This is a genomic window from Serratia sp. 14-2641, assembly GCF_001692375.1.
In the GTDB taxonomy this organism is placed as follows: domain Bacteria; phylum Pseudomonadota; class Gammaproteobacteria; order Enterobacterales; family Enterobacteriaceae; genus Chania; species Chania fonticola_C.
Window position 1 is genome coordinate 551,587 of the sequence record NZ_LXKR01000028.1, and the last position, 26,953, is coordinate 578,539.

The window sequence follows — 26,953 nt, forward strand, 5'->3', positions numbered from 1 at the left end:
GCCATTCTACGTTAATTTTTGCCCGGTCATCAGGTTAAACACGATATCGACGCGAATATTTTTTGCGAGCTATATCGATCGGCTCCGGCGAAGCGAAAAAGTCCCCCTGCCCACCTAGGATCCCGCGCTCTTTCAGCGTCTGCCATTCGTTGCGCGTACGCACGCTGGCGGCAAAAACCTTCGCTTGAGTGCCTTCGCAGGCACCGGTCAGGCTCTGAACGAACAGCTGATTCTCATCCCGCCGGTCAATACTCCTTACCAACCCTGGGTGAAGCTTGACGATCTCCACCGGTAACGACTTGATATAAGAGGTACTCACCACCGTCAACCCGGCCTGAGAAACCGCCAGACGACAGCCTAATCCGGTCAACAATCGCAGCACCGGACGCAAACGGTCGATATGTTGACACACATCTGCCTCTGCAAGTTCAATCAGAATTCGCCTGCGGTGACTTTTTTCACACTGTAACAGGGTATCGCGCAGCCAACGTTGGAAACTGCGCTGCAATAATGAATCAACGCATAGTGGAAACGCCAGCGTCTCTTCCGGCCACAGTGCCAATAAAGGAATAATCCGATTCATCTGCTGGCGGTCATAGCTTTCCGCCAAGCCAAGCTGATTGACCAGCGGCATATACTCGGCAGGCAACAGTTCCTGTGCGCCATCATAAATCCGGCTCATGATTTCGCGGTGATGCACATCACCTTCCACCGTCACCGCCGGTTTTTGATATAAGCGAGGGCCGCCGCGCGCCAGCACCTGTTCAAGCAGCGTGCGCCATTTAACGCTGCCGCGCCCTTTCTCTGGCACATCGCTATCATAGACGTACCAGCCGTTTTCGCCTTGCAATACGGCGTGGCGGGTCGCCTGTTCGGCGTAATCGATGATTTCTTCCGTGGTCTGCCCGCTGCGGTAGGCCACAATACCAATATGCAAGAACGCCTCACGGTCAATCAGCGCCGTTGAGGGCAAGGAGTCGATCGCGTTGACCAGCTGCGCCGCGATGCCGTCCGCTTCTTTCAGCGTGCGGTGTGGCAGCAGAACGGTAAAATCACTGTGGAAGTAACGGGCCAGTAAGGCGGCAGGATAGCGCATGACAAAAGTGGACAGCAGGTTGACCAACGAATACATCAGCTCCTGCACCGCTGCATTGCCGTGAATTTCACGCAGGGTATCGAAATCCGGCAGGCGCACCATCATGACGATGCCGTGTGACCCGACATCTTCCAGTTGAGTCGTGAGCTGGTTATCAAAGAACAGCCGGTTATTGAGGCCGGTTTTGGCATCCTGAGCGGCAAAAGCACGGATCAAGGTATCTACCCGGCTGCGCTCCTCACGTGCTTCGGCCAAATCGGCCAGCAGGCGATCCAACGCGCCGCTGACGCTGGCGGGCCATTCGCGAATGTCTCCCTTCAGCACCTGTTCACGCTCGCCGTTGAGAATGCGCCGCGCCCGGCGCTCAAGGCGATCTTCACCTACTGCCTGTTCACGCAGCCAGCGTAAACTGAACAACAGGATCACCACCATGATGACAATTGACAGCGTGACCGCCGCCGTGGACTGCAATGAACGCACGTCGCTGGCGAACGGATCGAGATAGGTGACATTCACCCGGGTGCCGGGATGATGCATCATGTTTAACGAGGTTTGGCGGTAGCCAGCCAGCGATGCCCAAGGGGCTTTAATGGTCGGCAGACTGTAGGAGAAAAGGTTGCTGGTTTCGGTATCGACATGAATCGCAACGATGCCTAGCGGTCGCATCACCAAGGGCAGCCAGTTATCCTGAGCCTGCAGAGGTTGAAGCAGCATTGCCTGATCGATGGAAGTGGCCAGGGCTTCAAAACGGCGCTCTAGGCGCTCCTGGGTCACGTAAAAGAAACTGTATGAACACCCCATCAGCATCAAGAACATAGCCAATGCGACGAGCAGGGTGATTAGAGCAGAGAGTTTGGTTGTAAATCTCATCCCTGTGCCTTCTGCGCGATGATAAAATGAAGAGCCACCTTTTGATGTGCCAAGGCCCCGTTCCTGCTCGATTGAAAACAACGCAATACCCTGATATTAAAAATCATGAAGCGACTTCAATTTCTTTGCCAAGCATCAGGTTAGCTTTACAAAGCTATCAAGCCTGGTCGACGAAGAAAACCATTAAGCACTATTTTTTTGTCCTTTATCAGGACAGGCTTTTTTATTATGCATATAGTCAGACAATACTGAACCATACATTCATATGATATATGAAAAAACGGGGAACAATGACATGCGCGTATTATTATTGGAGCAAGCTGGCGAAAAAACCCTGGCACAAGTCAAGAATATTGATAGTGACCAGTTGCCAGAAGGAGATGTGACGGTCGACGTCAACTGGTCCAGCCTCAACTATAAAGATGCCCTGGCGATCACCGGCACGGGGAAAATTATTCGTCACTTCCCAATGGTGCCAGGTATCGATTTTGCCGGCCTGGTACACAGCAGCAAAGATCCGCGTTTTAAGCCAGGCCAGAGCGTAGTGCTCACCGGCTGGGGCGTTGGCGAAAATCACTGGGGCGGGTTGGGCGAACAGGCCCGCGTTAGCGGCGAATGGCTGGTACCACTGCCCAAAGGGCTGTGTGAACGCAAAGCGATGATCCTCGGCACCGCCGGTTTTACCGCCATGCTGTGCGTGATGGCACTGGAAGAAGGCGGAGTGAAACCGGAGGACGGCGACGTTCTGGTCACCGGAGCCAGCGGTGGCGTGGGGAGCACGGCGGTTGCTCTACTGTCCGCTCTGGGCTATAGCGTCACCGCCATCAGCGGGCGCGACAGCAATACCGACTATCTGAAATCCCTCGGTGCCAAAACCGTGCTGCCCCGTAGTGAATATATTGAAACACCGCGCCCGCTGGAGAAACAGCTGTGGGCCGGCGCCATCGACACCGTAGGCGACAAATTGCTGGCTCGCGTGCTAGCGCAGATGAATTATAACGGCACTGTTGCCGCCTGCGGCCTGGCGGGAGGCTACCAGTTACCGACTACCGTAATGCCGTTTATCTTGCGTAACGTGCGTCTGCAAGGCGTTGATTCGGTGCTCACGCCGCTGCATCGTCGCCAAACTGCATGGGAACGTCTGGCCGGTATTCTGCCAGAAAGTTTCTATGAACAAGCCACGCAGGAAATTCAGCTGGAAGACGTGCCTGCCGCGGCTACCGCGCTGATGAACAATCAGATCACTGGCCGTACCCTGGTAAAAATCCGTTCATAATCGGTGGGGCGCCGCATCCGGCGCCTGCTTTTACCCCCACAAGAAATTACCTCTCGTTTACCTCTCTTTACATCCACCCTCTCGCAGAAAGTTGGCTTTCACGCCATGCTTACACCATCACTTGCGGAGAAAAAAATGAAACAACAGCGAAAACTGACCGAAGCCGATGTCACGCCGGAAAGCGTGTTCTATCAGCGGCGCAAGGTGCTCCAGGCGCTAGGGATCACGGCAGCCTCACTGGCTTTGCCCATCCAGGCGCAGGCCGACTTGCTTTCCTGGTTCAAAGGTAACGATCGCCCCCCGGCTCCAGCAGGCAAACCGCTAGACTTCAGCAAGCCCGAAACCTGGCAAGCCAAGCTGGAGCTGACGCCGGAAGAAAAAGTCATGGGGTACAATAATTTCTACGAATTTGGCCTGGATAAGGCCGATCCCGCGGCCAACGCAGGCTCACTGAAAACGACGGACTGGAAGGTGAAAATCGACGGTGAAGTCGGCAAGCCCATAACGCTGGATATCGACGATTTACTCAAGCGATTCCCGCTGGAGCAACGCATTTATCGCATGCGCTGCGTCGAAGCCTGGTCGATGGTGGTGCCGTGGATTGGCTTTGAGTTGGGCAAACTGCTTAAGCTGGCCGAGCCCAACAGCAACGCGCGCTACGTGGCTTTTCAAACGCTGTACGATCCAGAGCAGATGCCCGGTCAGAAAGATCGCTTTATTGGGGGTGGCCTCAAGTATCCCTATGTCGAAGGTTTGCGCCTTGATGAAGCCATGCATCCACTGGCTCTGTTAACTGTGGGCGTGTATGGCAAGATGCTGCCACCGCAAAACGGTGCTCCGGTGCGCCTGATCACTCCATGGAAGTACGGCTTCAAAGGCATCAAGTCTATCGTGCAGATCACCCTGACCCGCGAACAACCGCCAACCACCTGGAATCTGTCTGCTCCCAACGAATATGGTTTTTACGCCAACGTGAATCCCCATGTCGATCATCCGCGCTGGTCGCAGGCCACCGAACGCTTTATCGGTTCCGGCGGCATTCTGGATGTGAAACGTCAGCCCACGCTGCTGTTCAACGGTTATGCGGACCAGGTGGCTTCGCTATATCGCGGCCTCGATTTACGGGAGAACTTCTGAGTGCGCTTAACCCCCAAGCAGGTCACCTGGCTAAAAGTTGCCATCTACCTGGCGGCATTCCTGCCCTTTCTGTGGCTGGTGTTGTCAGTCGATCAGGGCTGGTTCAGCGCCGATCCGGCCAAGGATATCCAGCATTTTACCGGCAGGATGACGTTGAAATTGCTGCTGGCAACCCTGCTCGTCACTCCATTGGCCCGCTACGCGCGCCAGCCGCTGCTGATCCGTTGCCGACGCCTGCTGGGTTTGTGGTGTTTTGCCTGGGGAACCCTGCATCTGATAAGCTACTCGACGCTGGAATTGGGGCTGAGCAACATAGGCCTGCTGGGGCGCGAGCTGGTAACCCGCCCCTATCTGACGCTAGGTATCCTCTGCTGGTTGATCTTGCTGGCTCTGGCGGCCACCTCAACGCTATGGGCGCAGCGCAAATTGGGGGCCAAATGGCAGAAGTTGCATAACTTCGTCTACCTGGTGGCGATCCTGGCACCGATCCACTACCTTTGGTCGGTAAAAACGTTGTCACCGCAGCCTTTTATTTACGCGTCGCTGGCGCTGCTGTTGTTAGCTCTGCGTTACAAGAAATTTCGCTCGTGGTGGCGTAAACCGCGCTAAAACCGGCAAGATTGACGGTAAAAATCCCCTGGCGGGGCGCGGAACTTTTCTGTGTTCTACCCCTCATAATCCAATAGCGGCACTGGGTGTTTGTTGATTTAGGGTTGAATATCTTCGCTGATAAGACCAGTATTTAGCTGCGAATTGCCACGATATCGTTATAATGCCCGACCTTGAACCTGTCGCTGCAGCAAAATCTGCGCGTAACAGGTGACAAATCGGTGACATCGGGTTATTTTCTACGATGATGGTTTTATTGCCGGAGATACCAGCACAATGGCGGATAAGTTTCACATTTTGCTTCTGAACGGCCCCAATCTCAATCTGCTGGGGACGCGTGAGCCGGAAAAGTACGGCAGCGCTACGCTGGCAGAGATTGTTAACGGATTGGAAAACCAGGCGCTCGCGCTAGATATCACCCTGAGTCATCTGCAGTCCAACGCCGAGCATGCGCTCATCGATCGCATTCATCAGGCACGCGGCAATACGGATTTTATCCTGATTAACGCTGCCGCATTCACGCACACCAGCGTGGCGTTGCGCGATGCACTGTTGGCAGTACAGATCCCGTTTATCGAGATCCACCTGTCCAACGTGTACGCTCGTGAGCCTTTCCGTCATCACTCCTACCTGTCTGATATCGCGGTAGGCGTGATCTGTGGCCTCGGCGCGGATGGCTACACATTTGCTTTACAGGCAGCGGTTCGCCGTTTGTCAAAAACCCACTAATTGCTACACAAAAAGAGTACGGAATCACACTCATGGATATTCGTAAAATCAAGAAACTGATCGAACTGGTTGAAGAATCAGGCATTTCTGAACTGGAAATCTCTGAAGGCGAAGAGTCGGTTCGCATCAGCCGTGCCGCACCGGTGCAGGCTTACCCAATGATGCAACAGTACGCAATGCCAGCCCAGCAGCAGCAACCTGCTCTGGCCAACGCCGTTGCCCCTGCTGCCGCAGAAACCCCAGCAGCACCAGCGGCCATGAGTGGCCATATCGTTCGTTCACCAATGGTAGGGACCTTCTACCGCACCCCAAGCCCGGACGCGAAAGCCTTCGTGGAAGTGGGCCAGAAAGTGAACGCCGGTGATACTCTGTGCATCGTTGAAGCCATGAAAATGATGAACCAGATTGAAGCGGACAAATCCGGTGTGGTTAAAGCGATCCTGGTAGAAAACGGCCAACCGGTTGAATTTGACGAGCCACTGGTCGTCATCGAATAACGAGGCGCACCATGCTAGATAAAATTGTTATCGCCAACCGTGGCGAGATCGCGCTCCGTATCCTGCGCGCTTGTAAAGAACTGGGCATCAAAACCGTTGCCGTTCACTCAAGTGCCGACCGCGATCTGAAACACGTTCTGCTGGCGGATGAGACCGTTTGTATCGGCCCTGCACCGTCAGTTAAAAGCTATCTGAACATCCCGGCCATCATCTCCGCCGCCGAAATTACCGGCGCCGTGGCGATCCACCCGGGTTATGGCTTCTTGTCCGAGAATGCCGACTTTGCCGAGCAGGTAGAGCGCTCTGGCTTTATCTTCATCGGCCCACGCGCCGAAACCATTCGCCTGATGGGTGACAAGGTTTCAGCCATCAGCGCGATGAAAAAAGCCGGCGTACCTTGCGTACCAGGCTCCGACGGCCCGCTGACCGATGACATGGACAAAAACCGTGCCTTCGCCAAGCGCATCGGTTATCCGGTGATCATCAAGGCTTCCGGCGGCGGCGGCGGTCGCGGCATGCGCGTTGTGCGCGGCGACAAAGATCTCGAACAATCCATCTCCATGACCAAAGCGGAAGCCAAAGCGGCTTTCAACAACGACATGGTGTATATGGAGAAGTACCTGGAAAACCCTCGCCATATCGAAATTCAGGTGTTGGCAGACGGCCAGGGCAACGCCATCTATCTGGCTGAACGTGACTGCTCCATGCAGCGCCGCCACCAGAAAGTGGTCGAAGAGGCACCAGCACCGGGGATCACCCCAGAGCTGCGCCGCTACATCGGTGAACGCTGTTCAAAAGCCTGTGTGGAAATCGGCTACCGCGGTGCAGGTACCTTTGAGTTCCTGTATGAAAACGGCGAGTTCTATTTCATTGAAATGAACACCCGTATCCAGGTGGAACACCCGGTTACCGAAATGATCACCGGCGTGGATCTGATCAAAGAGCAGCTGCGTATCGCTGCCGGTCAGCCGCTGTCGATCAAACAGGACGAAGTGAAGGTCCAAGGCCATGCGGTGGAATGCCGTATCAACGCCGAAGACCCGAACACCTTCCTGCCAAGCCCAGGCAAGATCACCCGCTTCCACGCTCCTGGTGGTTTCGGCGTGCGTTGGGAATCTCATATCTACGCTGGCTATACCGTGCCGCCGTACTATGACTCCATGATTGGCAAGCTGATCACCTACGGTGAAAACCGTGACGTGGCGATTGCCCGCATGAAGAATGCCCTGGCTGAGCTGATCATCGATGGCATCAAAACCAACGTTGAACTGCAGCAGAAGATCATGACCGACGAAAACTTCCAGCATGGTGGCACCAACATCCACTATCTGGAGAAGAAGCTGGGTCTGCAGGAAACCTGATTATCGGTTAACGATATTGGGCTAATAAAAAACACCGCATGAGAACTTCTGCGGTGTTTTTTTATTTAATGGGGTGAGGGGTATCGCACCCATAGGCATACGCCCGCAAAACCTCCTGGATCTTGTCGATAATCAGGCTATGTGGGTCACCGGCACACTCGCCAGCCATCAGGCGTGGGAATTGCAGCGGGAAATACTGGCTCAGCATACCCAACGGAATGGCTACTCCGCTCAGGTTTGCCACCAGCTTGTCGATGGCCGCGCTGATGCGCGCTTCAGGCCAGTAATAGCGGATCCGATCGGACAGGCTGTAGTGTAGATCGATCATCGCCTTCGAATGGCGCGGATCGTAATACTTCTTCCAATACTTGGGCTCATCCTGCATCACGCTATCGATCACTGCCAGCACGTGGCTCTGCTGTTCTGCGGCGATCAGCTCCTTTTCGATCAGCGCCAGGCTGAAGATCGCCTCACGCAGGGCAAAAGTCAGCGCCGGGCCGACTTTCAGGATCGCAAAGTGATCGCGCACCAACTGGCGGAACGCTTTCGGGGTTTGATAATCCGTAGAGTGGGCCTCAAACACCAACGGCGTTGACTCAATCATGGCGGAAAGCTGGCGCGCCTGTTCCGGCTGATAGTGGATCACTGTGGAATGGTCGAACTCGACTCCCGGCTGCACCACCAGCCCCACCACCCGCTCCATGGCCTGCTCCAAACCTAAGCGAGCAAACGCCTGCCGATGCGTCTCGATGGTCTCGGCGGCATCCTGTGGCCGCGTGACGTGTACCTGAGCGATAGCGTGGCTTTCCCCACCCGGAACCGGCACTTCCGTACCTATCACGTAGCTCAGCGCCTGCCGCTGCTCTGAGGTGGCAGCCGCTTCCGCCACCGCACATAGCCGCGCCGCACGCTCGGCCACCACCGTTGGCGGTAAAGGAACCGGATCGTCCGCGCAGGACATGGAAGCATCCAGATGAATTTTACTGAACCCAGCCTGAACGTAATCGGCAATCAGGCGTTCGGCTTTCTCCATCGCCAGCCCAGCCGGTTCATCCCGCCAACAGTTCGGCCCAAGATGGTCACCCCCCAATATCAAGCGTGACTGCGGGAAGCCAATCTTGGCGGCAATGGCATACACAAACTCGCGAAAATCAGCCGGTTTCATCCCGGTGTAGCCGCCAAATTGGTTCACCTGGTTGGAGGTGGCCTCAATCAATACCTTACGCTGGCTAGCCAGGTCAAAACGCAACGTGGCCTCAATCACCAACGGATGTGCCGAGCAAACCGAACAGATGCCAATGTGCTTGCCGCTTTTATGCTGCTTAATAATAGATTTCATGCTTATGGCCTCATTTACCCGTCGCCTTTCAAGTCTCAGCGTTGCTACCTGCACTTGCCCACCCCAGTCACTTACTAAAAGTAAGCTCCTGGGGATGAACAAGCTTGTCGCCTAGCTGTGACTTGAAATTCATAGGGTAAAACAATGTCCTGAACTGAATATTCAAGACGTTGGAATGTTATTTACAGCGCGCCGACCGGCACGGTCCGTTGCTGCTGCAAGAAAGTGTCGATTTCAGCGAAGGTAGAAGTCCCTTCCATTGGCCCACGCCGGGTTACCGCCAGTGCACCGCAGGCATTGGCATAGCGCAGCGCCTGGGAAACGCTGTGCCCCTGCAACCGGCAAGCAATGTAAGCGCCGCCAAAACAGTCGCCCGCCCCGGTCGGATCGACCTCGTCTACGGCATAGCTGTCGATATGCAGGGTTTCATCCGCGGAATAATAGCTCGCCCCTTTACTGCCGCGTTTCACCACCACTTCTTTAATGCCGTCCTTCAGGTAGCGAGCAATCGCCTCATCCAGCGTGGTTTGGGAGGACAGCAGCATCACTTCGCCTTCGCTCGGCATGTAGATATCGGTCAGCTCCAGCACGTAATGCAGCGCATCACGCATCTCGGGGATATTGAGCATTTCCTTGCGGATATTCGGGTCGAAAGACAAGGTGCCGCCGTTCGCTTTGACGATCCCTGCCGCCTTCTTCACCGCGTCCACCATATGGAAGGAAAACAGCGATGAACCCATGATGTGAAAGTGCTGGCAGTCCTGCAGCAGTTCGGCGTTCACATGCTCGGCCGATAATTTCCCACAGGCTGCGTTCTTGATATTGAAAATAAAATCGCGATCGCCGTTAGAGTGGTAAGTGACGAAGGCGCTGCCGGTCGTCTCATGCGGCAACACACGGATACCGCGCGTATCCACTCCGTCAGCCTTTAGGCGTTCGATATTCAGCGTGCCGAAGCCGTCATTACCCACGCAGCTGATAATGCCGCACTGCCCGCCCAGCTTGGTCACCTGGTCGATAAAAATCGCCGGGGCACCGCTGGGGAAGGGGCCATTCCATAAGCCTGGATGGGTAAAAGATTGGCCAACCTTATCGGCCATGATCTCAACCAGGATCTCGCCGATGGTATAAATTTTTCTCATTGTCCCGTTCCTTATACAAATCTGCCTGTGATCGTTAGCCGCGTTTCTTCTTGTTTCGGACGTCGACATACACCGCGATAAGGATCACCAGTCCCTTCACCACCATTTGATAGAAATAAGGTACGTTCATTAAATTCATACCGTTGTTGATGACCCCGATGGTCAGCGCACCAATCATGGTGCCAATCACCGTGCCGTAACCTCCATTCAGGCTGGTGCCGCCTAACACTGCGGCGGCGATAGCATCCAGCTCATAACTCAGCGCGGCGTTAGGCTGGCCGGAATACAGCCGTGAAGCCAGGATCATGCCGCTGATGCCCGCCATTACGGCGGTGATCATAAAGACCTTTATTTTCAAGGCAGAAACGTTAATCCCCGAATAGATCGCGGCCTCTTTATTGCCGCCGGTGATATAAATTTTGCGCCCAAAGGTGGTTTTCGACAGGATGAAATGGTTGACGATCAGCAACACCAACAGGATCCAGATTGGGATCGGGATATAAAGGAACTCGCCGTTGCCCAGCGCCAAAAACGCCTCGTTTTTGATCATGATCGGCGTGCCGTCGGTGACGATATAGGCAATGCCCCGGAAGATGCCCATCGTCGCGACGGTAACGATAAACGACGGGATACCGGCCAGCGCAGTCAGGCTACCGTTAACCAGGCCCAGCACCAGCGCGGCCATAATCGACAGCGGGATCACCAGAATAAACGGGATGCCATAGGACAGACCAAGCGCAGCAAAGGTCCCCACCAGCGCAATGGTTGACCCCACCGAAAGATCGATATCCCCCAGCAGCAGTACATACGTCATGCCATAGGCGGTGATGGCAATGATCGAGACCTGCAAAATAATATTGGTAATATTATTCACGCTCAGGAAGCTGTCGTTGATCACGCTGAACAGGATCACCAAGGCCACCAGGCCCGCCAGTATGCCGCCGTACTGCTTGGCGGCTTTTGCCAGTTTCCCTGGCCCGTTGAACGCCGAATGGCCCTCGGCGGCCAGCACTTTATCGCTCATTATTTCACTCCTGTTGCTGCGGTCATGACTTGGGTTTGCGTGAGTCCAGCGGTGGCAAAAACGTCGGCGATCTGCTTGGCGCGCATCACCACCAGCCGATCGCTGAGTGCCATGACTTCCGGCAGTTCGGAAGAGATCAAGATAATGGCAGTACCCTGCGCAGCAAGCTGGCGTATGACGTTATAAATCTCGAACTTGGCACCGACGTCCACGCCGCGCGTTGGCTCGTCGAGGATTAAGATCCGTGGCACTTTTTCCAACCATTTCGACAGCACGATCTTTTGCTGATTGCCGCCGCTCAGGGTGCTGACCAGCTGGTGTGGCGAACTGACCTTGATGTTCATCCGCCGGATCGCCTGCTGGGTTTTCGCCTCTTCGTGCTTATGGTTGATCAGGCTGGAACCCGCATACTGAAAGGCGACGTGATGGGTGTTAATGCTTACGTCATGCATCAGCACCAACCCCTCCTCCTTGCGGTTTTCCGTCACGAAGGCGATACCATGCTCTATCGCCTGCTTTGGATTGCGAATAGTGACTACCGCCTCATCAATGCGAATTTCACCCTGATAGCCGGTCAGGCCAAAAATGGCCTTCATTACGTCTGAACGCCCCGATCCCACCAGCCCAAAAAAGCCCAGCACTTCACCTGCACGCAGTGAGAAATGGATATCATGAAACAGTTTGTCCTGCGAAAACTGCCTGACTTCCAACACCGGCACTTGCTCTGCTGAAGGAGGTTCGCCGATGCGTGGCGGGTAGATGTTGGTCATTTCGCGGCCAACCATCTGGGCAATCAGCCGGTGAATATCGGTCTGGTGTTTATCATGGGTGGCAATGAACTCGCCGTCGCGCAGCACCGAGATATCATCAGATACCCGCATGATCTCATCCATGCGGTGCGAGATATAAATCACCGCGCAGCCGCGCTGTTTCAGCTTGTCGATAATGCCAAACAGGATGTCGGCCTCGTTATCGCTCAGCGACGACGTTGGTTCATCCATGATCACGACATCTGCTGGGTAGCTCAGCGCCTTGGCAATCTCTACCAGTTGGCGCTGGGCCATCGACATGGTGCCGACAATTTGCTGCGGATCGAGCGGAATGGCCAAATCCGCCAGCAGGCGTTGGCAATCATTCACCATCTGGCTATCGTTAATAAAACCAAAGCGGGTTGGCTCATTATTAGCGTAGATATTTTCTGCTACGCTCATATTATTGCTCAGGCTCAGTTCCTGAAAAATAATCGCGATACCCAACTTTCTGGAATGCTGTGGGTTGTTAATAGTGACGTTTTGCCCTTTGAGGAGTATTTCCCCTTTGGTCGGCGGATAAATTCCTGCCAGGATTTTCATTAGCGTGGATTTACCGGCACCATTTTCGCCCAGTAGCGTATGGACTTTACCTTTGCGTATTTTCAGGCTGACATTTTTTAATGCGTTAACATGGCCGAAACTTTTGGCTATTTCCGTTACCGCCAGCACCGTATCCGTCATTATTTCCTCCACCCACGTGGCCCCTCACCCTAGCCCTCTTCCAAAGGGGAAAGGGACCGATCGAGTTTGTTGGTTTCTCTGTGTAATACCCAATCCTCTTGCTTCTTACTACTCACTTCCCGAAGCAGCACGGACCAATCAAGCACTCCGGCCAGTTCCCTCTCCCTTTGGGAGAGGGTTGGGGTAATGGTTAGCCGCTGAAGCTTGGGTTAACGAGCCGTGTTATTTGCCGGTATAAACGCCAGGTGCAACTGGGATCAACTTGGCGACGGGCTTGCCGTTCAGATGGTCAACGGCAGCATCAATAGCCTTGGCACCCATTTGGTCTGGGTATTGGCGGATCACTGCGACGAAGGTCTTGTCGCTGTCGACGGCGTCGCGAGCTTCTTTCATCCCGTCGAAACCGATGATCTTGATATTGTCGTTACGAGCGGATTTGGCGGCGATCACCGCAGCCAGCGCGGCATCATCGCCAAAACCAAACAGGCCATTCAGATCCGGGTGCGCCTGCATCATGTTCTGCGCCACGGTTAGCGCTTCCGCCCGGGTGATGCCGGTTTGGATCGCCACAATCTTCACGTCAGGCGTATCGGCCAACCCTTTCTTGAAGCCGTCCACGCGTGCCACCACCGATTGCAGCGCCGGATAATCAATAATCGCTACCTTGCCTTTACCGTTGAGCAGTTTGCCCATCAGCTTGCCCGCTTCGACGCCACCGGCGTAGTTGTCGGTAGCCACGTGAGTGACCACCGGTACGCCCTCGGCGGCCACATCAACGGTAATAACCGGAATACCGGCTTTCTCCGCTTTGATAATCGCCGCCTGCACGCCTTTGGAATCCACCGGCGAAATAATAATGGCGTCGACCTTCTTGGTAATAAAGTCTTCTACGTCAGAAAGTTGTTTATTCAGATCCTGATTGGCAATTGAAATGTTCAGCACCACGTCGTCTTTCTTGGCTTCCGCTTTCATTGCGTCGGCCAGATCAATATAGAACGGATGCTGTTGCGTCAGCAGCGATGCACCAATTTTATATTCCTTGGCTAACGTTGCCTGCGAGAATACTGCCAGCCCGATGGCCAGCACCGAACCTAATACCTTTAATTTATGCATGATCTATCCTCAGTTTTTATTATTTCTGCTTGTTTAGCTTGCTGTTTTGTAGGGGGTTACTTGTTAATGTTTAAAGCTTTCCTTCACAGCCACATACGCCAATCACTTTTTCCACTACCCGTTGCATGGCGCTTTTCGCTGGTTGCATATAATGGCGCGGATCATTGGCATCAGGATGCTGGTGGAAATACGCTTTCAGAGCATCCGAGAAAGCGATTTTCAGCTCGGTAGCCACGTTGACCTTGCAGATGCCTAAACGGATACAGCGGCGGATATCGCTATCGCTCAGGCCGGAAGCCCCATGCAGCACCAGCGGCACTTCCACACGATCGCGGATCTGTTCCAGGCGGGCAAAATCCAGCTTGGGCTCGGACTGGTACAGGCCATGCGCGGTACCAATAGCCACCGCCAGCGAATCGATCCCGGTACGAGCAACAAACTCCACCGCCGCCTCCGGCGAGGTGTAGATAGCGTCTTTCCCTTCCACGATCAGGTCGTCTTCCTGGCCTCCCAGGCGGCCTAGCTCAGCCTCAACGCTGGCATCGTAGCGATGGCTGTATTCAACGATTTGTTTGACCAGCGCCACGTTTTCTTCAAAAGGAAAGTGAGAGCCGTCGATCATCACGGAACGGATCCCGGCGTTGATCTTATGGTAGATATCGGCGGGCTCTTCGTGATGATCCAAATGTAACGCCAGCGGGATCTGGTACTCATGCGCCAGTGCCTTGACGATCATGATGATGTTTTCCAGCCCACCGTAGCGGTAAGTGCCGGTCGTTCCCGCCAGGATCACTGGCGAACGATACTGTGCAGCGGTTTCGACCACCACCTGCAAGGTTTCCAAGTTGTGGATGTTGAATGCTGGCACCGCGTACCCTTGCTGCTGCGCTTTCTGCAGCATATTCTTGCTTGAAATGATGTACATCGATTCTCCTCGATCCCGCACCTGATACCGCAGTCGGTAATTACAAAATGAAAATTTATTTAGATAAACTTTCCAAGTGAAACCGAATATAGAGAGAAAACGCGCAAAAAAGCGTGACAGGGATCGAAGATTATCAAATAACTTTCAAAACGTAATCTAACTAGATGTTGATTACGAAACATAAGGTATGTACCGGTGTTTGTGCGCTTAAGATCACCCTATCTCGGGTGTATACCCTCCATCGAGAATCACCTAATAACATGAATAATAATAAAAATATAAACCTAAACACTAGCCTAATCCTGACTTTCAAAATAACGAAAGCCTGCGTGGGTATTACTTTCAATTAGAAAGTATGAAGGATATAGTAACCCTTATTACCGTTTAACGATGGGGGCGAATGTGCCCAGAAAGTCATCTAACCTGCTGAAACGCAGATTGAAAATTGCTGAAATCGTCGGCCAGCAAGGGGAGATCAAAGTCGACGATCTTTCTGCCCAGTTAGGGGTTTCCGGCGTGACGATCCGTAGCGATCTCAGCTACCTGGAACAGCAAGGCTACCTCAAGCGATCCTTTGGCGGTGCCATTGCCACCCCAACGCAGCCGCTGGCGGAGCCGATCGAACCAGGGATCGCCCTGCCCCCACTCACGCTGGCTAACCAGTTGGAAATCGCCCGCCACTGCGCCAGGATGATTGCCGATCGCGATACGCTATTTCTCGGCCATGGCGATATCTGCCGCAAGATCATCCCGTTCCTGAGCGGCCTGAAAAAGCTGCGGCTGATCGTCAATGACTTACAGCATGCAATCCTGGCCGATCAGTTTTTGGACGGTGAGATTATCGTCGCGGGTGGGGAGTTGATCCGCTCGCATACCGCGCTAAGCGGCAAAGCGCTGGATAGCGTGATCCAACAGTTCACCATCAACCACTGCATTCTCGAAGCCAGCATTACGGACAGCTCAGGTATCCTGAATGTCGATCAGCCGCTGTTGGCGTCCCATTACCAACGCTGCCTGGACAAGGCGCAGAATAAAACCGCCATCATTACCCATTTGCCCATTCAGGCCAGTGCGATCGGAACTATCGGCCACCTCAGCCAGATAGATAATCTGGTGACCAACCGTGGCGTGAATGAACATTATCAGCAGCAATTATTCGAATCCGACTTCAGCATCCGCTACACCAATAACGAATGTTTTACCTGGGCCAACCGGGAAACGATCGGGGAATAAAGGGGCACTTATGTCAGTTAGCATCTGCACGATGGGTGAGTTACTGGTTGAATTCCTTTCAAAAAATTATAATCAGGGATTTACTCAGCCAGGCGAGTTTCTTGGGCCGTTCCCCAGCGGGGCACCGGCTATCTATGCCGCTCAGGTGGCGCGGCTTGGCTTTGGCTCCACGCTGTTTGGCTGCGTGGGCAACGACGATTTTGGCCGTCTGAATATCGAGCGCCTGCGTCTGGAAGGCGTGATCACCGACGGCATCAGCGTGATCGACAAGGCCCCGACCGGCACGGCATTTGTCAGCTATCGCAACCCGCTGGAACGCGATTTTATCTTCAATATCCCCAACAGCGCCTGCGGCTTCTTTACCGCCGACCACATCGATCTGGGCTTGCTGAACCAGTGCCAGCATTTTCACATTATGGGTTCTTCGCTGTTCTCATTTCGTATCATCGATGCCATGCGCCGGGCGATCCAGATCGTCAAGGCCAATAAGGGGACGGTGTCGTTCGATCCCAACATTCGCAAAGAGATGCTCAATATCCCTGAGATGAGCCAGGCCTTCGAGTACATCCTCGAATATACCGATATCTTCCTGCCCAGCGAGGGAGAAGTGCATCACTTTGCCAGCAGCAAAAACCAACAGGAAGCGGATATCGTGCAGGAACTGTTGGCCAGCGGCGTGAGCCATATCGTGATCAAGCGTGGCGAGAAAGGGGCCAGCCATTACCAGCAACAAAACGGCCAGACGCAGGAGCTACACACTCCAGGCTATAGCAGCAAGATGGTCGATCCGACCGGAGCGGGCGACTGCTTTGGCGCTACCTTTGTCAGCCTGTTCCTGTCCGGCTTCAGCGCAGAAAAAGCGTTGCAGTATGCCAATGCCAGCGGTGCCTTGGCGGTTTCCCATAAGGGGCCGATGGAAGGGTTATCCAGCCTGGCGCAGATCGAGCATTTTATTGCACAGCAGGCGTAAAGCCATCAACCGGCCAGCCTTTGGCCGGTTTTTTATCCCGATTACCAACATAACGGCTTGGCAAAACTGTCCCTTGTCGTAAAATCCCCTCCTTTGCCAATCCATAACCGTAAACCCCTTGGAGGCACGGATGGAACAACGCTTTGTTCAAGCTAACCGCGAAGCCCGCTGGGCACTGGGCCTGACGCTGTTTTACCTGCTGGCCTGGTCGCTGGCGGCCTATCTGCCAGACAGCAACGCCGGGATCACCGGGCTGCCACACTGGTTCGAAATGGCCTGCCTGCTGGTACCGCTGCTGTTTATTGGCCTGTGCTGGCTGATGGTACGCGGCATCTTCCGCGATATCCCCCTGGAGGATAGCGATGCAAACTGAGGTCATTCTGCCGCTGATTGCCTATCTGTTGCTGGTGTTTGGCCTTTCGGTGTATGCCTATACCCGTCGCCAAAGCGGTAACTTCCTGAGTGAATATTTCCTCGGTAACCGTTCGATGGGCGGCTTTGTGTTGGCCATGACGCTGACCGCCACCTATATCAGCGCCAGCTCGTTTATCGGTGGGCCGGGTGCCGCCTATAAATATGGCCTTGGCTGGGTGCTGCTGGCGATGATCCAACTGCCTGCCGTGTGGCTTTCACTTGGCGTGTTGGGGAAAAAGTTTGCCATTCTGGCGCGGCGCTACAATGCCATCACCCTTAACGACATGCTGTTCGCCCGCTATCAGAGCCGCTTGCTGGTATGGCTAGCCAGTCTAAGTCTGTTGGTCGCCTTCCTTGGGGCAATGACGGTTCAGTTTATCGGCGGCGCACGCCTGCTCGAGACCGCTGCGGGTATTCCTTATGACACCGGCCTGCTGATATTTGGTATCAGCATTGCGTTGTACACCGCGTTTGGCGGCTTTCGTGCCAGCGTGCTGAACGATGCCATGCAGGGGCTGGTGATGTTGATAGGCACGATATTACTGCTAGTTGCGGTGATCCATGCGGCGGGCGGCTTACACAGCGCCGTTGATAAGCTGCAACAGATCGATCCGGCTTTGGTCTCACCGCAAGGTGGCGATCAGATCCTCAGCCTGCCGTTTATGGCTTCGTTCTGGATCCTGGTGTGCTTTGGCGTAATAGGCCTGCCGCACACCGCCGTGCGCTGTATCTCGTATAAAGACAGCAAAGCCGTGCACCGTGGTATTATTCTCGGCACCATCGTGGTGGCTATTCTGATGTTTGGTATGCATCTGGCTGGCGCCCTGGGTCGTGCGGTTCTGCCGGATCTGAAGATCCCCGATCAGGTGATCCCGACGTTGATGATCACCGTGCTGCCCCCTTACGCCGCAGGGATCTTCCTGGCCGCACCGATGGCGGCGATCATGTCGACCATCAATGCGCAGTTGCTGCAATCCTCTGCCACCATCATCAAAGACCTCTATCTGGGCGTGCGTCCGCTGCAGATGAACAATGAGAAGATGATCAAGCGCTTCTCCAGCCTGACCACGCTGATCCTCGGATTGCTGGTGCTGCTGGCCGCCTGGCGCCCGCCTGAAATGATCATCTGGCTGAACCTGCTGGCGTTCGGCGGGTTGGAAGCGGTATTCCTCTGGCCGCTGGTGCTGGGCCTGTACTGGGAACGCGCCAACGCGCAGGGAGCCCTTAGCTCAATGGTCACCGGTGCGTTATGCTATACGCTATTAGCCAGCTTCGGCCTGCAACTGGCCGGATTGCATCCTATTGTGCCTTCGCTGTTACTCAGCCTGTTGGCGTTTTATCTCGGTAACGTCTACGGCGAAAAGCGCCAGTTGGCGTCGTCCTTACCCTCTTGAGAGAATTGTTATGCCTTGGATCCAACTAAAACTGAACACCACCGGCAGCCAGGCAGAAGACCTGAGCGATGCGTTGGTTGAAAGCGGCGCGGTGTCGGTCACCTTCCAGGACACCCACGACAACCCGGTCTTTGAACCGCTGCCGGGCGAAACCCTGCTGTGGGGCGATACCGATGTGATCGGCCTGTATGATGCCGAAACCGATATGGCCGAAGTGGTCGCCATACTTGAACAGCATCCGCTGTTGGGCAGCGGTTTCCGCCACAAAATCGAGCAGTTGGAAGATAAAGACTGGGAACGTGAGTGGATGGATAACTTCCACCCGATGCGTTTTGGCGAGCGCCTGTGGATTTGCCCAAGCTGGCGTGACGTGCCCGATCCGGACGCGGTGAACGTCATGCTAGACCCAGGCCTGGCGTTTGGCACCGGCACACACCCGACCACCGCGCTTTGCCTGCAATGGCTGGATGGATTGGATCTGGCTGGCAAAACCGTCATCGACTTCGGCTGTGGCTCCGGCATCCTGGCGATTGCCGCGTTAAAACTGGGTGCCGCCCGCGCCATTGGCATCGACATCGATCCCCAGGCCATTCAGGCCAGCCGTGACAACGCGCAGCGTAACGGCGTTTCAGAGCGTCTTGAGCTGTATCTGCCAAAAGACCAGCCAGCCGATCTGCTGGCCGATGTGGTGGTGGCGAACATTCTCGCTGGCCCGCTGCGTGAACTGGCACCGTTAATCAGCGACCTGCCAAAATCCGGCGGCTATCTGGGCCTGTCAGGCGTACTGGCAACTCAAGCCGCCAGCGTAGCCGAAGCCTATCAGGATAAATTCAATCTCGACCCGGTGGCCGAGCGTGAAGAATGGTGCCGCATCACCGGCCAACGCAACTAGTTACATTTTCCCCGCTTGCCAAAAACCATCGGAAATTTAAACAGTTCCGATGGTTTTTTCTTTTCCTAAGAATCCGCCAGTTTATCCCGACACTTGCTGGGCGTATTCTCCTGCTCGGAGTGAAGGTGGCCCGCAGCATACGAGCCGCCCACCCAGGATAATTGGTATTTTCATTGGACAAGGATTAGGAAATGAAAGGAAAAATGTTGCTGGCTACCCTGTTGGCCGCCAGCTTCTCGATCGGGGCCGCAGAACATGCTCATTGGGGTTATGAAGGCCAGGAAGACCCGGCGCATTGGGGTAAGCTTTCACCCGATTTTTCACTGTGTGAAACCGGTAAAAACCAGTCCCCGGTCAACATCCAGGGCGCGCTGAAAACCCAGCACGGCAAGCTTGAGCTGGCTTTCCAGCCGGGCAAACAGCAAATCGTCAACAACGGGCACACCATTCAAGTCAACGTCAGCGAAGGCAACACCCTGCGCTTGGATAACGACACCTTCACGCTACAGCAGTTCCATTTCCACGCCCCGAGCGAAAACGAGATCGACGGCAAGCAGTTCCCCCTGGAAGCACACTTTGTCTACAAGGACAAAGACGGTGCCCTGGCGGTGCTGGCCCTGATGTTCCAGCAAGGTAAAGCCAATCCGCAACTGGCGCAGGCCTGGCAACAAATGCCTGCCGCTGTCGATCAGACCGCCGTGCTGAACAAACCGCTGGATATCAAAGCGCTGCTGCCGAAACAGTTTAACTTTTACCGCTTCAGCGGTTCGCTGACGACGCCACCCTGTTCTGAAGGGGTCAGCTGGTTGGTGCTAGATCAGCCTGTAAGCGCTTCTGCCGAACAAATCAGTCAATTCCACTCGGTAGTCCACCATAACAACAATCGCCCAGTACAGCCGCTGAACGGCCGCGTCATCGTCGATTGATTTTTGCCAGCGACAACTGCCGCTGCCCCTCACTGGGGCGGCGGTAATTCCCAGCACCATTCTTGCCGGTTTGTCAAAGTATTAAGCTGAGAATGTTACAAATAACCTGATGTTACGATCTGTTATTACCGGCACGTAAAGATAAAATCCTGTCGTTAGTGGAATATTTTAGCGCACGAAAATTAAGCGCACTCATCCAACACATTGTTAAATAAACATAATATTTTCATCAAGGGTGCATAAGCGCACTTTTATTGCCCAATAACTGTCGATTGGTCAAAGTTTGGCCTTTCATCTGAATGAAAAAATGCGTAATATACGCGCCCTTGCGGACACAGTATGGTCAGTCTTTGTCTATGCGCATTGGACACCACCAGTTAACAAATTGCCTGATTGCGGCCCCGATGGCCGGCATCACAGATCGCCCATTCAGAACCTTATGTCATGCAATGGGTGCTGGGATGGCTGTATCCGAAATGCTCTCCTCCAACCCGGAGGTGTGGCGCACGGATAAGTCACGTCTGCGTATGGTACATAGCGATGAACCAGGGATCCGTTCCGTGCAAATAGCCGGATGTGATCCTGATGATATGGCCGCCGCGGCGCGCATTAATGTGGCCAGCGGTGCACAGATCATCGACATCAATATGGGGTGCCCAGCCAAGAAAGTGAACCGGAAGCTTGCAGGGTCTGCGTTACTGCAGTACCCGGATCTGGTTAGACAGATCCTCCTCGCGGTGGTTAACGCGGTGGATGTGCCGGTAACACTTAAGATCCGAACCGGCTGGGAACCAGAGAACCGTAACTGTGTAGAAATTGCCCAACTGGCCGAAGATTGTGGTATACAGGCCCTGACGATTCATGGCCGAACCCGTGCCTGCCTGTTCAACGGCAACGCGGAGTACGACAGCATTCGGGCAGTTAAGCAGAATGTCTCCATTCCGATTATCGCGAATGGCGACATTACTGACCCGCATAAAGCCAGAGCAGTGCTCGACTACACTGGGGCTGATGCCCTAATGATAGGCCGTGCTGCTCAGGGGAGACCCTGGATCTTCCGGGAAATCCAGCATTATCTGGACACTGGGGAGCTGCTGCCACCGATGCCACTTGGCGAAGTGAAGCGCTTGTTAATAGGGCATATTCGGGAATTGCACGGCTTTTACGGCCAAGGCAAGGGATTCCGGATTGCTCGAAAGCACGTCTCTTGGTACTTACAGGAGCATGCCCCTAATGACCAGTTTCGGCGCACATTCAACGCCATAGAGGATGCCAGCGAACAGCTGGAGGCGTTGGAGGCATATTTCGAAAATCTTGCGTAACAAAAAAGAGCTGACAGAACTATGTTCGAACAACGCGTAAATTCTGACGTACTGACCGTTTCAACCGTGAACTCACAGGACCAAGTGACTCAAAAGCCTCTGCGTGACTCGGTTAAGCAAGCACTGAAGAACTATTTTGCTCAACTGAACGGTCAAGACGTTAACGATCTGTATGAGCTGGTACTGGCTGAAGTTGAACAGCCACTGTTGGACATGGTGATGCAGTACACCCGTGGCAACCAGACCCGTGCTGCCCTGATGATGGGGATCAACCGCGGTACACTGCGTAAGAAATTGAAAAAATACGGCATGAACTGATACTAGTCAGTTAACGTATTGAAAAAAGGCGCTTTTACCTCATGGGTCAAGCGCCTTTTTCTTTTATCATACTGGCCTGTCAGAAACGCCAGGTGGCCGAAAGGTTGCCCGCTACCGAGTCATAACCAGAACGGAACAGCTCGCTCTCTACTCCCAAGCCCAGCTCCACATCCCTGTTGATTTGATAACGAACCCCGGCTTTCACCCCCATGGAGTCACGCCCAGTCACCTGATTCTTGTTGCTGAAGCTCGCCGCGCGGTAGTTGGCGAAAGAGGCTTCTTGCGATACGTCGCTATCCAGCAACTCATGATCCCAGGTAAGTTGCAGATCGGCAGCAATAGCAGCGCCCGAAGAGAGCGGTAGATCCCAACTGCTGTTGACCCCAATGCTGGAGCGCAGAGAATCAAAAGTGCTCGAACCTAGCGCCAGGCGGCTACTGTCGCTGCCCGTTTCCGTTACGCTTGGGCGATGCAGGGTAGTGTAATTCAGTGCGGCCACCGGGCCAGCGCTCCATTGATCATTCAGCGCCCAGCGGTAGCCGCCACCAGCAGCAACAGAACCCGCCAGGCCGGTCCAACTGGCATGTTGGCTCGCCTGATAAGTTTCGACGCTGATGCTGCGATCCAAACGGCTATCTTCAATGCCAAACCGACCATTGCCGAATAAATACATCCCCGCTTGCCGATCGGCGGCATAACGAGCCTGGATGCCCAGATCGAAAGCCGTGGTTTTACCGGTGGCGTTTTCTGGTGCTTTTACCGTTACCGATTGCCCACTGACCGCACCATGGAAGCCATAAACCCAGTCGCTATTCTGTTCGCTGCGCTTTTCAGCACCAAAGATTATGCCGTAGCTGCTGGCATCATAGCCAACCCGATCGCCTTGACGCTGCTGCCAAAAACCGCCACCAAAGGGTATGGCAAAACTATGCCATTCGCCTGCAACCTGCTGCTCTGGCGTGGTGGGATGAGAGCCACTGACAATCCGCGTAATCTGCTGTTCACGATGAAGAGAACTGGCGAACATCGCACTGTACGCAGCAGGAGAGAGCTGCGGCAAAGCGCTGCTGATGCTCCCACCGTCAGCGGCAGAAAAGTCCAGAGTACGGTACAGCGGCTGGATGTCTGCACCTGCGACCGACACAATGTGGTCCAGCGCCTGGCCGACCTGCCGCGCATTGTTGTCCTGCGCATATTGGCTGTAGGCGTTGTCAGCACGCAGCATCGCGAGTTGCCAACGATCCTCACCCTCTGGCGTTGCCTGCAAGGCCAGCGTAGGCGAGCTGAGTAAACAGTTCACCGTGCGGAATTCTCCGCTCTGCGAGGTGGCTTTCAACATCTCGCCCGAATCCAGCCGCCAGTCTGTTGCATACCAGTCTGGCTGCGGTGCGAACGTCAGTTGACCGTTGAATTCAGCATGGCCATTGACCACCAAGGTATCGTGTCCACCACGGCCATCAACCTCCAACAGCAACTGTCCATTCTCGCCCTGTTGATAGAGGCCGGTGACCTCGATTTTCCCTAACGAATTACCTGGCGCAAGGATACCGTCATTCACAAAGCGGCCCGCCGGGTTCAAGGTATAATCGCTGTTGCCAGCCAGCGTGGAGCCTGGTGCGATAGACATGCTGTAAATCTGGTGGTGACCATTAAGCGAAGTGATCCCCCCGCGAGTGCTCAGCGCCAGATTGTCGATACCTTCAATATTTCCCCGGTAGTTGAACCGGAAATTGGGGTCTGCCTGATCGGTTGCCTGCCCTTGCAAATTGGCCAGGCGCCCAAAGGTAAACTGGGTCAGGCGCTGCTGGCCATGCTCATCCAACTGGTTATAATCCGAGTAGATATTCCCTTCCAGCTGGGCACCATTTAATAGATTGATATTGTTGACCAGCGCGTTTGGCGAGATATAAATCGCCGCACCTTTAGCGGCAACCCGGCCGCTAATATCCGCATTATTGACCAGCGCCCCCTGTAGCTCCGGCAATAATGTTGCAACCTGTCCACCAACATAATGTATCCAGGATCCCCGGTAATCCACATCGTTGCCCAGCAGGTTATTGCCAAAATCAAAACTGAGGGCAACGCCATTTGCGCCTAGCGCTTGGACATCGCCTCGCTGAATAAGATTATGGTTCTTGCCATAAGCAAACATCACGCCGCGGCCATTGACCCCGTCTGCGTATACGCGAGTGCCAGGCTCAACGTTCAGCGTGTTGTTTTGCCCATCGATACGAATACCAGCCCCACCGGCGCCCAGTGTTAACAGATCCGCTTGCTGGAAGATGTGGTTATTACTGCCGTAAACATGCAAGCCAACGCCCAATGTCGCGGTATTATACTGCCCCGTGATGTAGCCATCGCCCTGCTTGTTACGTAAAAAGTAACCCTGTCGATTAACCAGCGTCTGCCCATCACCATAGAGCGAAAAACCGAAGAAATTACGCCGATCGATCTGATAATCCATGTCCTGCAATAACGCTAACTCGGCTTCCATAAACGTGGTGTAGTTGCGGTAATTCTGGTGGCTCATCATGCTGTTTTTCAGCTCGATATGGCTCATATAGTTATCGTCAACCGAGCCATCGTCAGCCAACATTCTTACCGGAACACCAGGCATGGCGCCCGCCAGCACTTCATCCACGTGTTTACCCGCGAAATACCCCTTATCAAGGCGCACATCAAAACCTTGCGGATCCCATGCGTTATTACACCCCTCACACAGTATGACCTGACCGGGGCGTGCCGGATTTCCATTGTCATCACGCAGATGCTCAGTCCAGGAACCAAAAGGCATATCGGTGTCAAAAGCGGGGGTAAATGTCCCTTCCCCAGCCCAATCGGTGGCCATATTAGAAATACCCAACCCATGAGCCAATTCATGAACGGCAACACTGACCAGATCCGTTTTTCCGGAGCGGGGTAATTGCGCTGGGACATAGGGAATACTATCAAAATCCATTTTTCCCATGATAAATTGGCCATGAGAACCGAAGGTTAGCTCGCCAGTATCAATACCGTTCAAAGCCCCCTGCAATTGGGTAATGCTGATTACACCATCGGTTACCGATTCGCTGGAGCCTGCAGCGTTCACCTCATCAAAAGTGCCTACGTTGATGATGGCAGGCAATTGATCGGGTCTGGGGGTAATAATTTCAGCCCAGTACCGCATCGCATCCAGTATTTTTTCTTTCTGTTGGTTATTCAGATCCCAGGTTGACTCAATTGGCTGCGGATAATTCGGCATAAAAGGGCCATCACCCACATCAAAGAAACGTACCTGGAAGACGGCAACATTATTCGTGTTATAAACCAGGTAACTGTCTGCGGCGTAGCTAGGGTGACTGGCGAAAAAACCGGTTAACGCCGCCGTGATGAAAAGCTTTTTCAAATCAACCATCCTTGTATGCAAAGAAAGGAACCATTTCCTTCCAGTATAGAAGGACATACCTCGTTTAAACAAAGAATCAACATAACTAACAGGAAATACCCAAATAGCCCTCGGATAACCCTTTGTGGACGTACCACCCACCCACTCTCACACCCACGTTTTGTGTGGTATAATCACGAATACGAGAGCCCCCTTCGCTGGCGAGCAGCCGTCCTTCCGAAGGCTAATAGCAATGCGAACCGCCCTTCGAATGTAAAGGTTTAGTCAACGGCTAAACGATCGTCATGACTGGGTGTCAGAGTATGGTATCGCTATTGAGTCGCTTCTTTATGCGCTACAGGTTTCTACCCCATTTCGCATACAGAGTTAATATGAAGCGTCCACAAACTTTTAAACGTGCATTACTGCACCCTCGCTACTGGCTGACCTGGTTTGGTCTGGCGGTCCTGTTCCTGCTGGTTCAACTGCCCTATCCCGTGCTGCACAAGCTCGGTGGCTGGATGGGCCGCACCTCTATGCGCTTTCTGAAACGCCGCGTGTCGATCACCCGCCGCAATCTTGAACTGTGCTTCCCGGAGATGGATGAAGCACTGCGCGAACGTCAAATTATCGGTAATTTCGAATCCCTCGGCATGGGTCTGCTGGAAACCGGCATGGCCTGGTTCTGGTCAGATAAACGCGTGAAGCGCTGGTTCAACGTGAGCGGCATCAACCACCTGAAACAGGCCCAGCAAAATGGCCGTGGCGTGCTGGTGATTGGGGTGCATTTCATGTCGCTGGAGTTGGGCGGCCGGGCGATGGGCCTGTGTCAGCCGATGATGGCCATGTATCGCCCACACAACAACAAGGCGATGGAATGGGCACAGACCAAAGGCCGCATGCGCTCCAACAAAGCCATGCTGGATCGCAAAGATCTGCGCGGCATGGTGCAAGCCCTGAAGCGCGGCGAAGCCGTATGGTTTGCTCCGGATCAGGATTACGGCCCACGTGGCAGCGTGTTTGCCCCGCTGTTTGCCGTTGATCAGGCCGCCACCACCAGTGGGACCTTTATGCTGGCCCGCATGGCCAAACCGGCGCTGGTACCGGTCGTGCTGATCCGTCGCCCGAAAGGCTGTGGCTACGATCTGCTGATCCAACCGGCGTTAGAAGACTACCCAATCGACGATGAAGTGGCCGCCGCCGCCTACATGAATAAAGTAGTAGAAAAAGAAATCATGCGCGCTCCAGAGCAATATCTGTGGCTGCACCGCCGCTTCAAAACGCGCCCTACGGGTTCGCCTTCACTGTATTAAACCCGCTTTCTGGCAGGTGATGTTGATCAGCCGAGAGCGGCAATCCCCCTCACCCCACCCCTCTCCCTGTACAGACCGAGGACATCATGAACACTTGTTCGGGGACATGGTAGACACTTACAACATAGGTATGAGTACTTCTGAGTGGAGCTGCTTATGCCGTGGAATGAGAGATCTGCCATGTCATTACGTA

At 54.2% G+C, this 26,953-nt stretch carries 23 protein-coding genes; 15 read left to right on the forward strand and 8 right to left on the reverse strand.

Going from position 1 to position 26,953, the window contains the following annotated elements:
- Nucleotides 1-34 precede the first annotated feature (34 nt).
- Complete coding sequence (csrD, locus tag A6U95_RS13065) at nt 35-1,966, reverse strand: RNase E specificity factor CsrD (RefSeq protein WP_065684780.1); 1,932 nt, start codon at nt 1,964-1,966, stop codon at nt 35-37.
- Nucleotides 1,967-2,261: 295 nt separating this feature from the next.
- Between csrD and A6U95_RS13070 the strand changes: the two genes are divergently transcribed.
- The 6 genes from A6U95_RS13070 to accC all read left to right on the forward strand — a co-directional run bounded on the left by A6U95_RS13070 (nt 2,262) and on the right by accC (nt 7,575).
- The gene (locus tag A6U95_RS13070) at nt 2,262-3,242 is read left to right on the forward strand and encodes an MDR family oxidoreductase (protein WP_065684781.1); all 981 of its coding nucleotides are present in this window, start codon (nt 2,262-2,264) and stop codon (nt 3,240-3,242) included.
- Between the two features lie 135 nt (nt 3,243-3,377).
- Entirely contained in the window at nt 3,378-4,379 is a 1,002-nt protein-coding gene (msrP, locus tag A6U95_RS13075; RefSeq protein WP_065684782.1) for a protein-methionine-sulfoxide reductase catalytic subunit MsrP, read from the forward strand.
- On the forward strand, nt 4,380-4,988 hold the full coding sequence (gene msrQ / locus A6U95_RS13080; RefSeq protein WP_065684783.1) for a protein-methionine-sulfoxide reductase heme-binding subunit MsrQ: 609 nt from the start codon (nt 4,380-4,382) through the stop codon (nt 4,986-4,988).
- A gap of 276 nt (nt 4,989-5,264) precedes the next feature.
- On the forward strand, nt 5,265-5,717 hold the full coding sequence (gene aroQ, locus A6U95_RS13085; RefSeq protein WP_024483777.1) for a type II 3-dehydroquinate dehydratase: 453 nt from the start codon (nt 5,265-5,267) through the stop codon (nt 5,715-5,717).
- Nucleotides 5,718-5,749: 32 nt separating this feature from the next.
- Nucleotides 5,750-6,214, forward strand: a complete 465-nt coding sequence (gene accB / locus A6U95_RS13090; RefSeq protein WP_024483778.1) for an acetyl-CoA carboxylase biotin carboxyl carrier protein — start codon at nt 5,750-5,752, stop codon at nt 6,212-6,214.
- Between the two features lie 11 nt (nt 6,215-6,225).
- On the forward strand, nt 6,226-7,575 hold the full coding sequence (gene accC / locus A6U95_RS13095) for an acetyl-CoA carboxylase biotin carboxylase subunit (protein WP_021180772.1): 1,350 nt from the start codon (nt 6,226-6,228) through the stop codon (nt 7,573-7,575).
- Nucleotides 7,576-7,636: 61 nt separating this feature from the next.
- Here accC and gatZ read toward each other — a convergent pair whose 3' ends face one another.
- From gatZ to A6U95_RS13125, 6 genes are all read right to left on the reverse strand, one after another.
- Nucleotides 7,637-8,914: a tagatose-bisphosphate aldolase subunit GatZ gene (gatZ, locus tag A6U95_RS13100; protein WP_065684784.1), complete on the reverse strand. Its 1,278-nt coding sequence runs from the start codon at nt 8,912-8,914 to the stop codon at nt 7,637-7,639.
- A gap of 182 nt (nt 8,915-9,096) precedes the next feature.
- Nucleotides 9,097-10,056, reverse strand: coding sequence for a sugar kinase (locus A6U95_RS13105; protein ID WP_065684785.1), 960 nt, complete (start codon nt 10,054-10,056; stop codon nt 9,097-9,099).
- 34 nt (nt 10,057-10,090) lie between these two features.
- A complete protein-coding gene (locus A6U95_RS13110) occupies nt 10,091-11,080 on the reverse strand; it encodes an ABC transporter permease (RefSeq protein ID WP_065684786.1) in 990 nt (329 codons plus the stop codon).
- Entirely contained in the window at nt 11,080-12,573 is a 1,494-nt protein-coding gene (locus A6U95_RS13115; RefSeq protein ID WP_065684787.1) for a sugar ABC transporter ATP-binding protein, read from the reverse strand. Before A6U95_RS13115 ends, A6U95_RS13110 begins: the two co-directional genes overlap by 1 nt.
- Nucleotides 12,574-12,795: 222 nt before the next feature.
- The gene (locus tag A6U95_RS13120; protein WP_024486314.1) at nt 12,796-13,686 is read right to left on the reverse strand and encodes a substrate-binding domain-containing protein; all 891 of its coding nucleotides are present in this window, start codon (nt 13,684-13,686) and stop codon (nt 12,796-12,798) included.
- A 70-nt stretch (nt 13,687-13,756) separates the two neighbouring features.
- Nucleotides 13,757-14,611, reverse strand: a complete 855-nt coding sequence (locus tag A6U95_RS13125) for a tagatose bisphosphate family class II aldolase (protein WP_065684788.1) — start codon at nt 14,609-14,611, stop codon at nt 13,757-13,759.
- A gap of 402 nt (nt 14,612-15,013) precedes the next feature.
- On the opposite strand from A6U95_RS13125, the gene A6U95_RS13130 reads away from it, so the two are divergent.
- The 8 genes from A6U95_RS13130 to fis all read left to right on the forward strand — a co-directional run bounded on the left by A6U95_RS13130 (nt 15,014) and on the right by fis (nt 22,080).
- Entirely contained in the window at nt 15,014-15,844 is an 831-nt protein-coding gene (locus A6U95_RS13130; protein WP_065684820.1) for a DeoR/GlpR family DNA-binding transcription regulator, read from the forward strand.
- A 10-nt stretch (nt 15,845-15,854) separates the two neighbouring features.
- Entirely contained in the window at nt 15,855-16,814 is a 960-nt protein-coding gene (locus A6U95_RS13135; protein WP_065684789.1) for a sugar kinase, read from the forward strand.
- Nucleotides 16,815-16,944: 130 nt separating this feature from the next.
- Entirely contained in the window at nt 16,945-17,187 is a 243-nt protein-coding gene (locus A6U95_RS13140) for a YhdT family protein (RefSeq protein ID WP_065684790.1), read from the forward strand.
- Nucleotides 17,177-18,622 (forward strand): sodium/pantothenate symporter, encoded by a 1,446-nt coding sequence (gene panF / locus A6U95_RS13145; protein ID WP_065684791.1) that lies wholly within the window; start codon nt 17,177-17,179, stop codon nt 18,620-18,622. The genes A6U95_RS13140 and panF overlap by 11 nt, the downstream gene beginning before the upstream one ends.
- Before the next feature lie 10 nt (nt 18,623-18,632).
- The gene (gene prmA, locus A6U95_RS13150; protein WP_024527981.1) at nt 18,633-19,514 is read left to right on the forward strand and encodes a 50S ribosomal protein L11 methyltransferase; all 882 of its coding nucleotides are present in this window, start codon (nt 18,633-18,635) and stop codon (nt 19,512-19,514) included.
- A 191-nt stretch (nt 19,515-19,705) separates the two neighbouring features.
- Nucleotides 19,706-20,440, forward strand: coding sequence for a carbonic anhydrase family protein (locus A6U95_RS13155; RefSeq protein WP_065684792.1), 735 nt, complete (start codon nt 19,706-19,708; stop codon nt 20,438-20,440).
- A 356-nt stretch (nt 20,441-20,796) separates the two neighbouring features.
- Complete coding sequence (gene dusB, locus A6U95_RS13160) at nt 20,797-21,762, forward strand: tRNA dihydrouridine synthase DusB (protein WP_037411678.1); 966 nt, start codon at nt 20,797-20,799, stop codon at nt 21,760-21,762.
- 21 nt (nt 21,763-21,783) lie between these two features.
- Nucleotides 21,784-22,080, forward strand: a complete 297-nt coding sequence (fis, locus tag A6U95_RS13165) for a DNA-binding transcriptional regulator Fis (protein ID WP_000462905.1) — start codon at nt 21,784-21,786, stop codon at nt 22,078-22,080.
- A 79-nt stretch (nt 22,081-22,159) separates the two neighbouring features.
- On the opposite strand, the gene A6U95_RS13170 is transcribed toward fis, so the two are convergent.
- Nucleotides 22,160-25,477: an autotransporter outer membrane beta-barrel domain-containing protein gene (locus A6U95_RS13170; RefSeq protein WP_065684793.1), complete on the reverse strand. Its 3,318-nt coding sequence runs from the start codon at nt 25,475-25,477 to the stop codon at nt 22,160-22,162.
- Nucleotides 25,478-25,839: 362 nt separating this feature from the next.
- On the opposite strand from A6U95_RS13170, the gene lpxP reads away from it, so the two are divergent.
- Entirely contained in the window at nt 25,840-26,760 is a 921-nt protein-coding gene (gene lpxP / locus A6U95_RS13175) for a kdo(2)-lipid IV(A) palmitoleoyltransferase (protein ID WP_065684794.1), read from the forward strand.
- Nucleotides 26,761-26,953 lie beyond the last annotated feature (193 nt).

What these genes read in the sequence shown, in the direction of transcription:
- csrD (WP_065684780.1), bottom strand. Translation starts at nt 1,966, where the DNA reads ATGAGATTTACAACCAAACTCTCTGCTCTAATCACCCTGCTCGTCGCA.
- A6U95_RS13070 (WP_065684781.1), top strand. Translation starts at nt 2,262, where the DNA reads ATGCGCGTATTATTATTGGAGCAAGCTGGCGAAAAAACCCTGGCACAA.
- msrP (WP_065684782.1), top strand. Translation starts at nt 3,378, where the DNA reads ATGAAACAACAGCGAAAACTGACCGAAGCCGATGTCACGCCGGAAAGC.
- aroQ (WP_024483777.1), top strand. Translation starts at nt 5,265, where the DNA reads ATGGCGGATAAGTTTCACATTTTGCTTCTGAACGGCCCCAATCTCAAT.
- accB (WP_024483778.1), top strand. Translation starts at nt 5,750, where the DNA reads ATGGATATTCGTAAAATCAAGAAACTGATCGAACTGGTTGAAGAATCA.
- accC (WP_021180772.1), top strand. Translation starts at nt 6,226, where the DNA reads ATGCTAGATAAAATTGTTATCGCCAACCGTGGCGAGATCGCGCTCCGT.
- gatZ (WP_065684784.1), bottom strand. Translation starts at nt 8,914, where the DNA reads ATGAAATCTATTATTAAGCAGCATAAAAGCGGCAAGCACATTGGCATC.
- A6U95_RS13105 (WP_065684785.1), bottom strand. Translation starts at nt 10,056, where the DNA reads ATGAGAAAAATTTATACCATCGGCGAGATCCTGGTTGAGATCATGGCC.
- A6U95_RS13110 (WP_065684786.1), bottom strand. Translation starts at nt 11,080, where the DNA reads ATGAGCGATAAAGTGCTGGCCGCCGAGGGCCATTCGGCGTTCAACGGG.
- A6U95_RS13115 (WP_065684787.1), bottom strand. Translation starts at nt 12,573, where the DNA reads ATGACGGATACGGTGCTGGCGGTAACGGAAATAGCCAAAAGTTTCGGC.
- A6U95_RS13120 (WP_024486314.1), bottom strand. Translation starts at nt 13,686, where the DNA reads ATGCATAAATTAAAGGTATTAGGTTCGGTGCTGGCCATCGGGCTGGCA.
- A6U95_RS13125 (WP_065684788.1), bottom strand. Translation starts at nt 14,611, where the DNA reads ATGTACATCATTTCAAGCAAGAATATGCTGCAGAAAGCGCAGCAGCAA.
- A6U95_RS13135 (WP_065684789.1), top strand. Translation starts at nt 15,855, where the DNA reads ATGTCAGTTAGCATCTGCACGATGGGTGAGTTACTGGTTGAATTCCTT.
- A6U95_RS13140 (WP_065684790.1), top strand. Translation starts at nt 16,945, where the DNA reads ATGGAACAACGCTTTGTTCAAGCTAACCGCGAAGCCCGCTGGGCACTG.
- panF (WP_065684791.1), top strand. Translation starts at nt 17,177, where the DNA reads ATGCAAACTGAGGTCATTCTGCCGCTGATTGCCTATCTGTTGCTGGTG.
- prmA (WP_024527981.1), top strand. Translation starts at nt 18,633, where the DNA reads ATGCCTTGGATCCAACTAAAACTGAACACCACCGGCAGCCAGGCAGAA.
- A6U95_RS13155 (WP_065684792.1), top strand. Translation starts at nt 19,706, where the DNA reads ATGAAAGGAAAAATGTTGCTGGCTACCCTGTTGGCCGCCAGCTTCTCG.
- dusB (WP_037411678.1), top strand. Translation starts at nt 20,797, where the DNA reads ATGCGCATTGGACACCACCAGTTAACAAATTGCCTGATTGCGGCCCCG.
- fis (WP_000462905.1), top strand. Translation starts at nt 21,784, where the DNA reads ATGTTCGAACAACGCGTAAATTCTGACGTACTGACCGTTTCAACCGTG.
- A6U95_RS13170 (WP_065684793.1), bottom strand. Translation starts at nt 25,477, where the DNA reads ATGGTTGATTTGAAAAAGCTTTTCATCACGGCGGCGTTAACCGGTTTT.
- lpxP (WP_065684794.1), top strand. Translation starts at nt 25,840, where the DNA reads ATGAAGCGTCCACAAACTTTTAAACGTGCATTACTGCACCCTCGCTAC.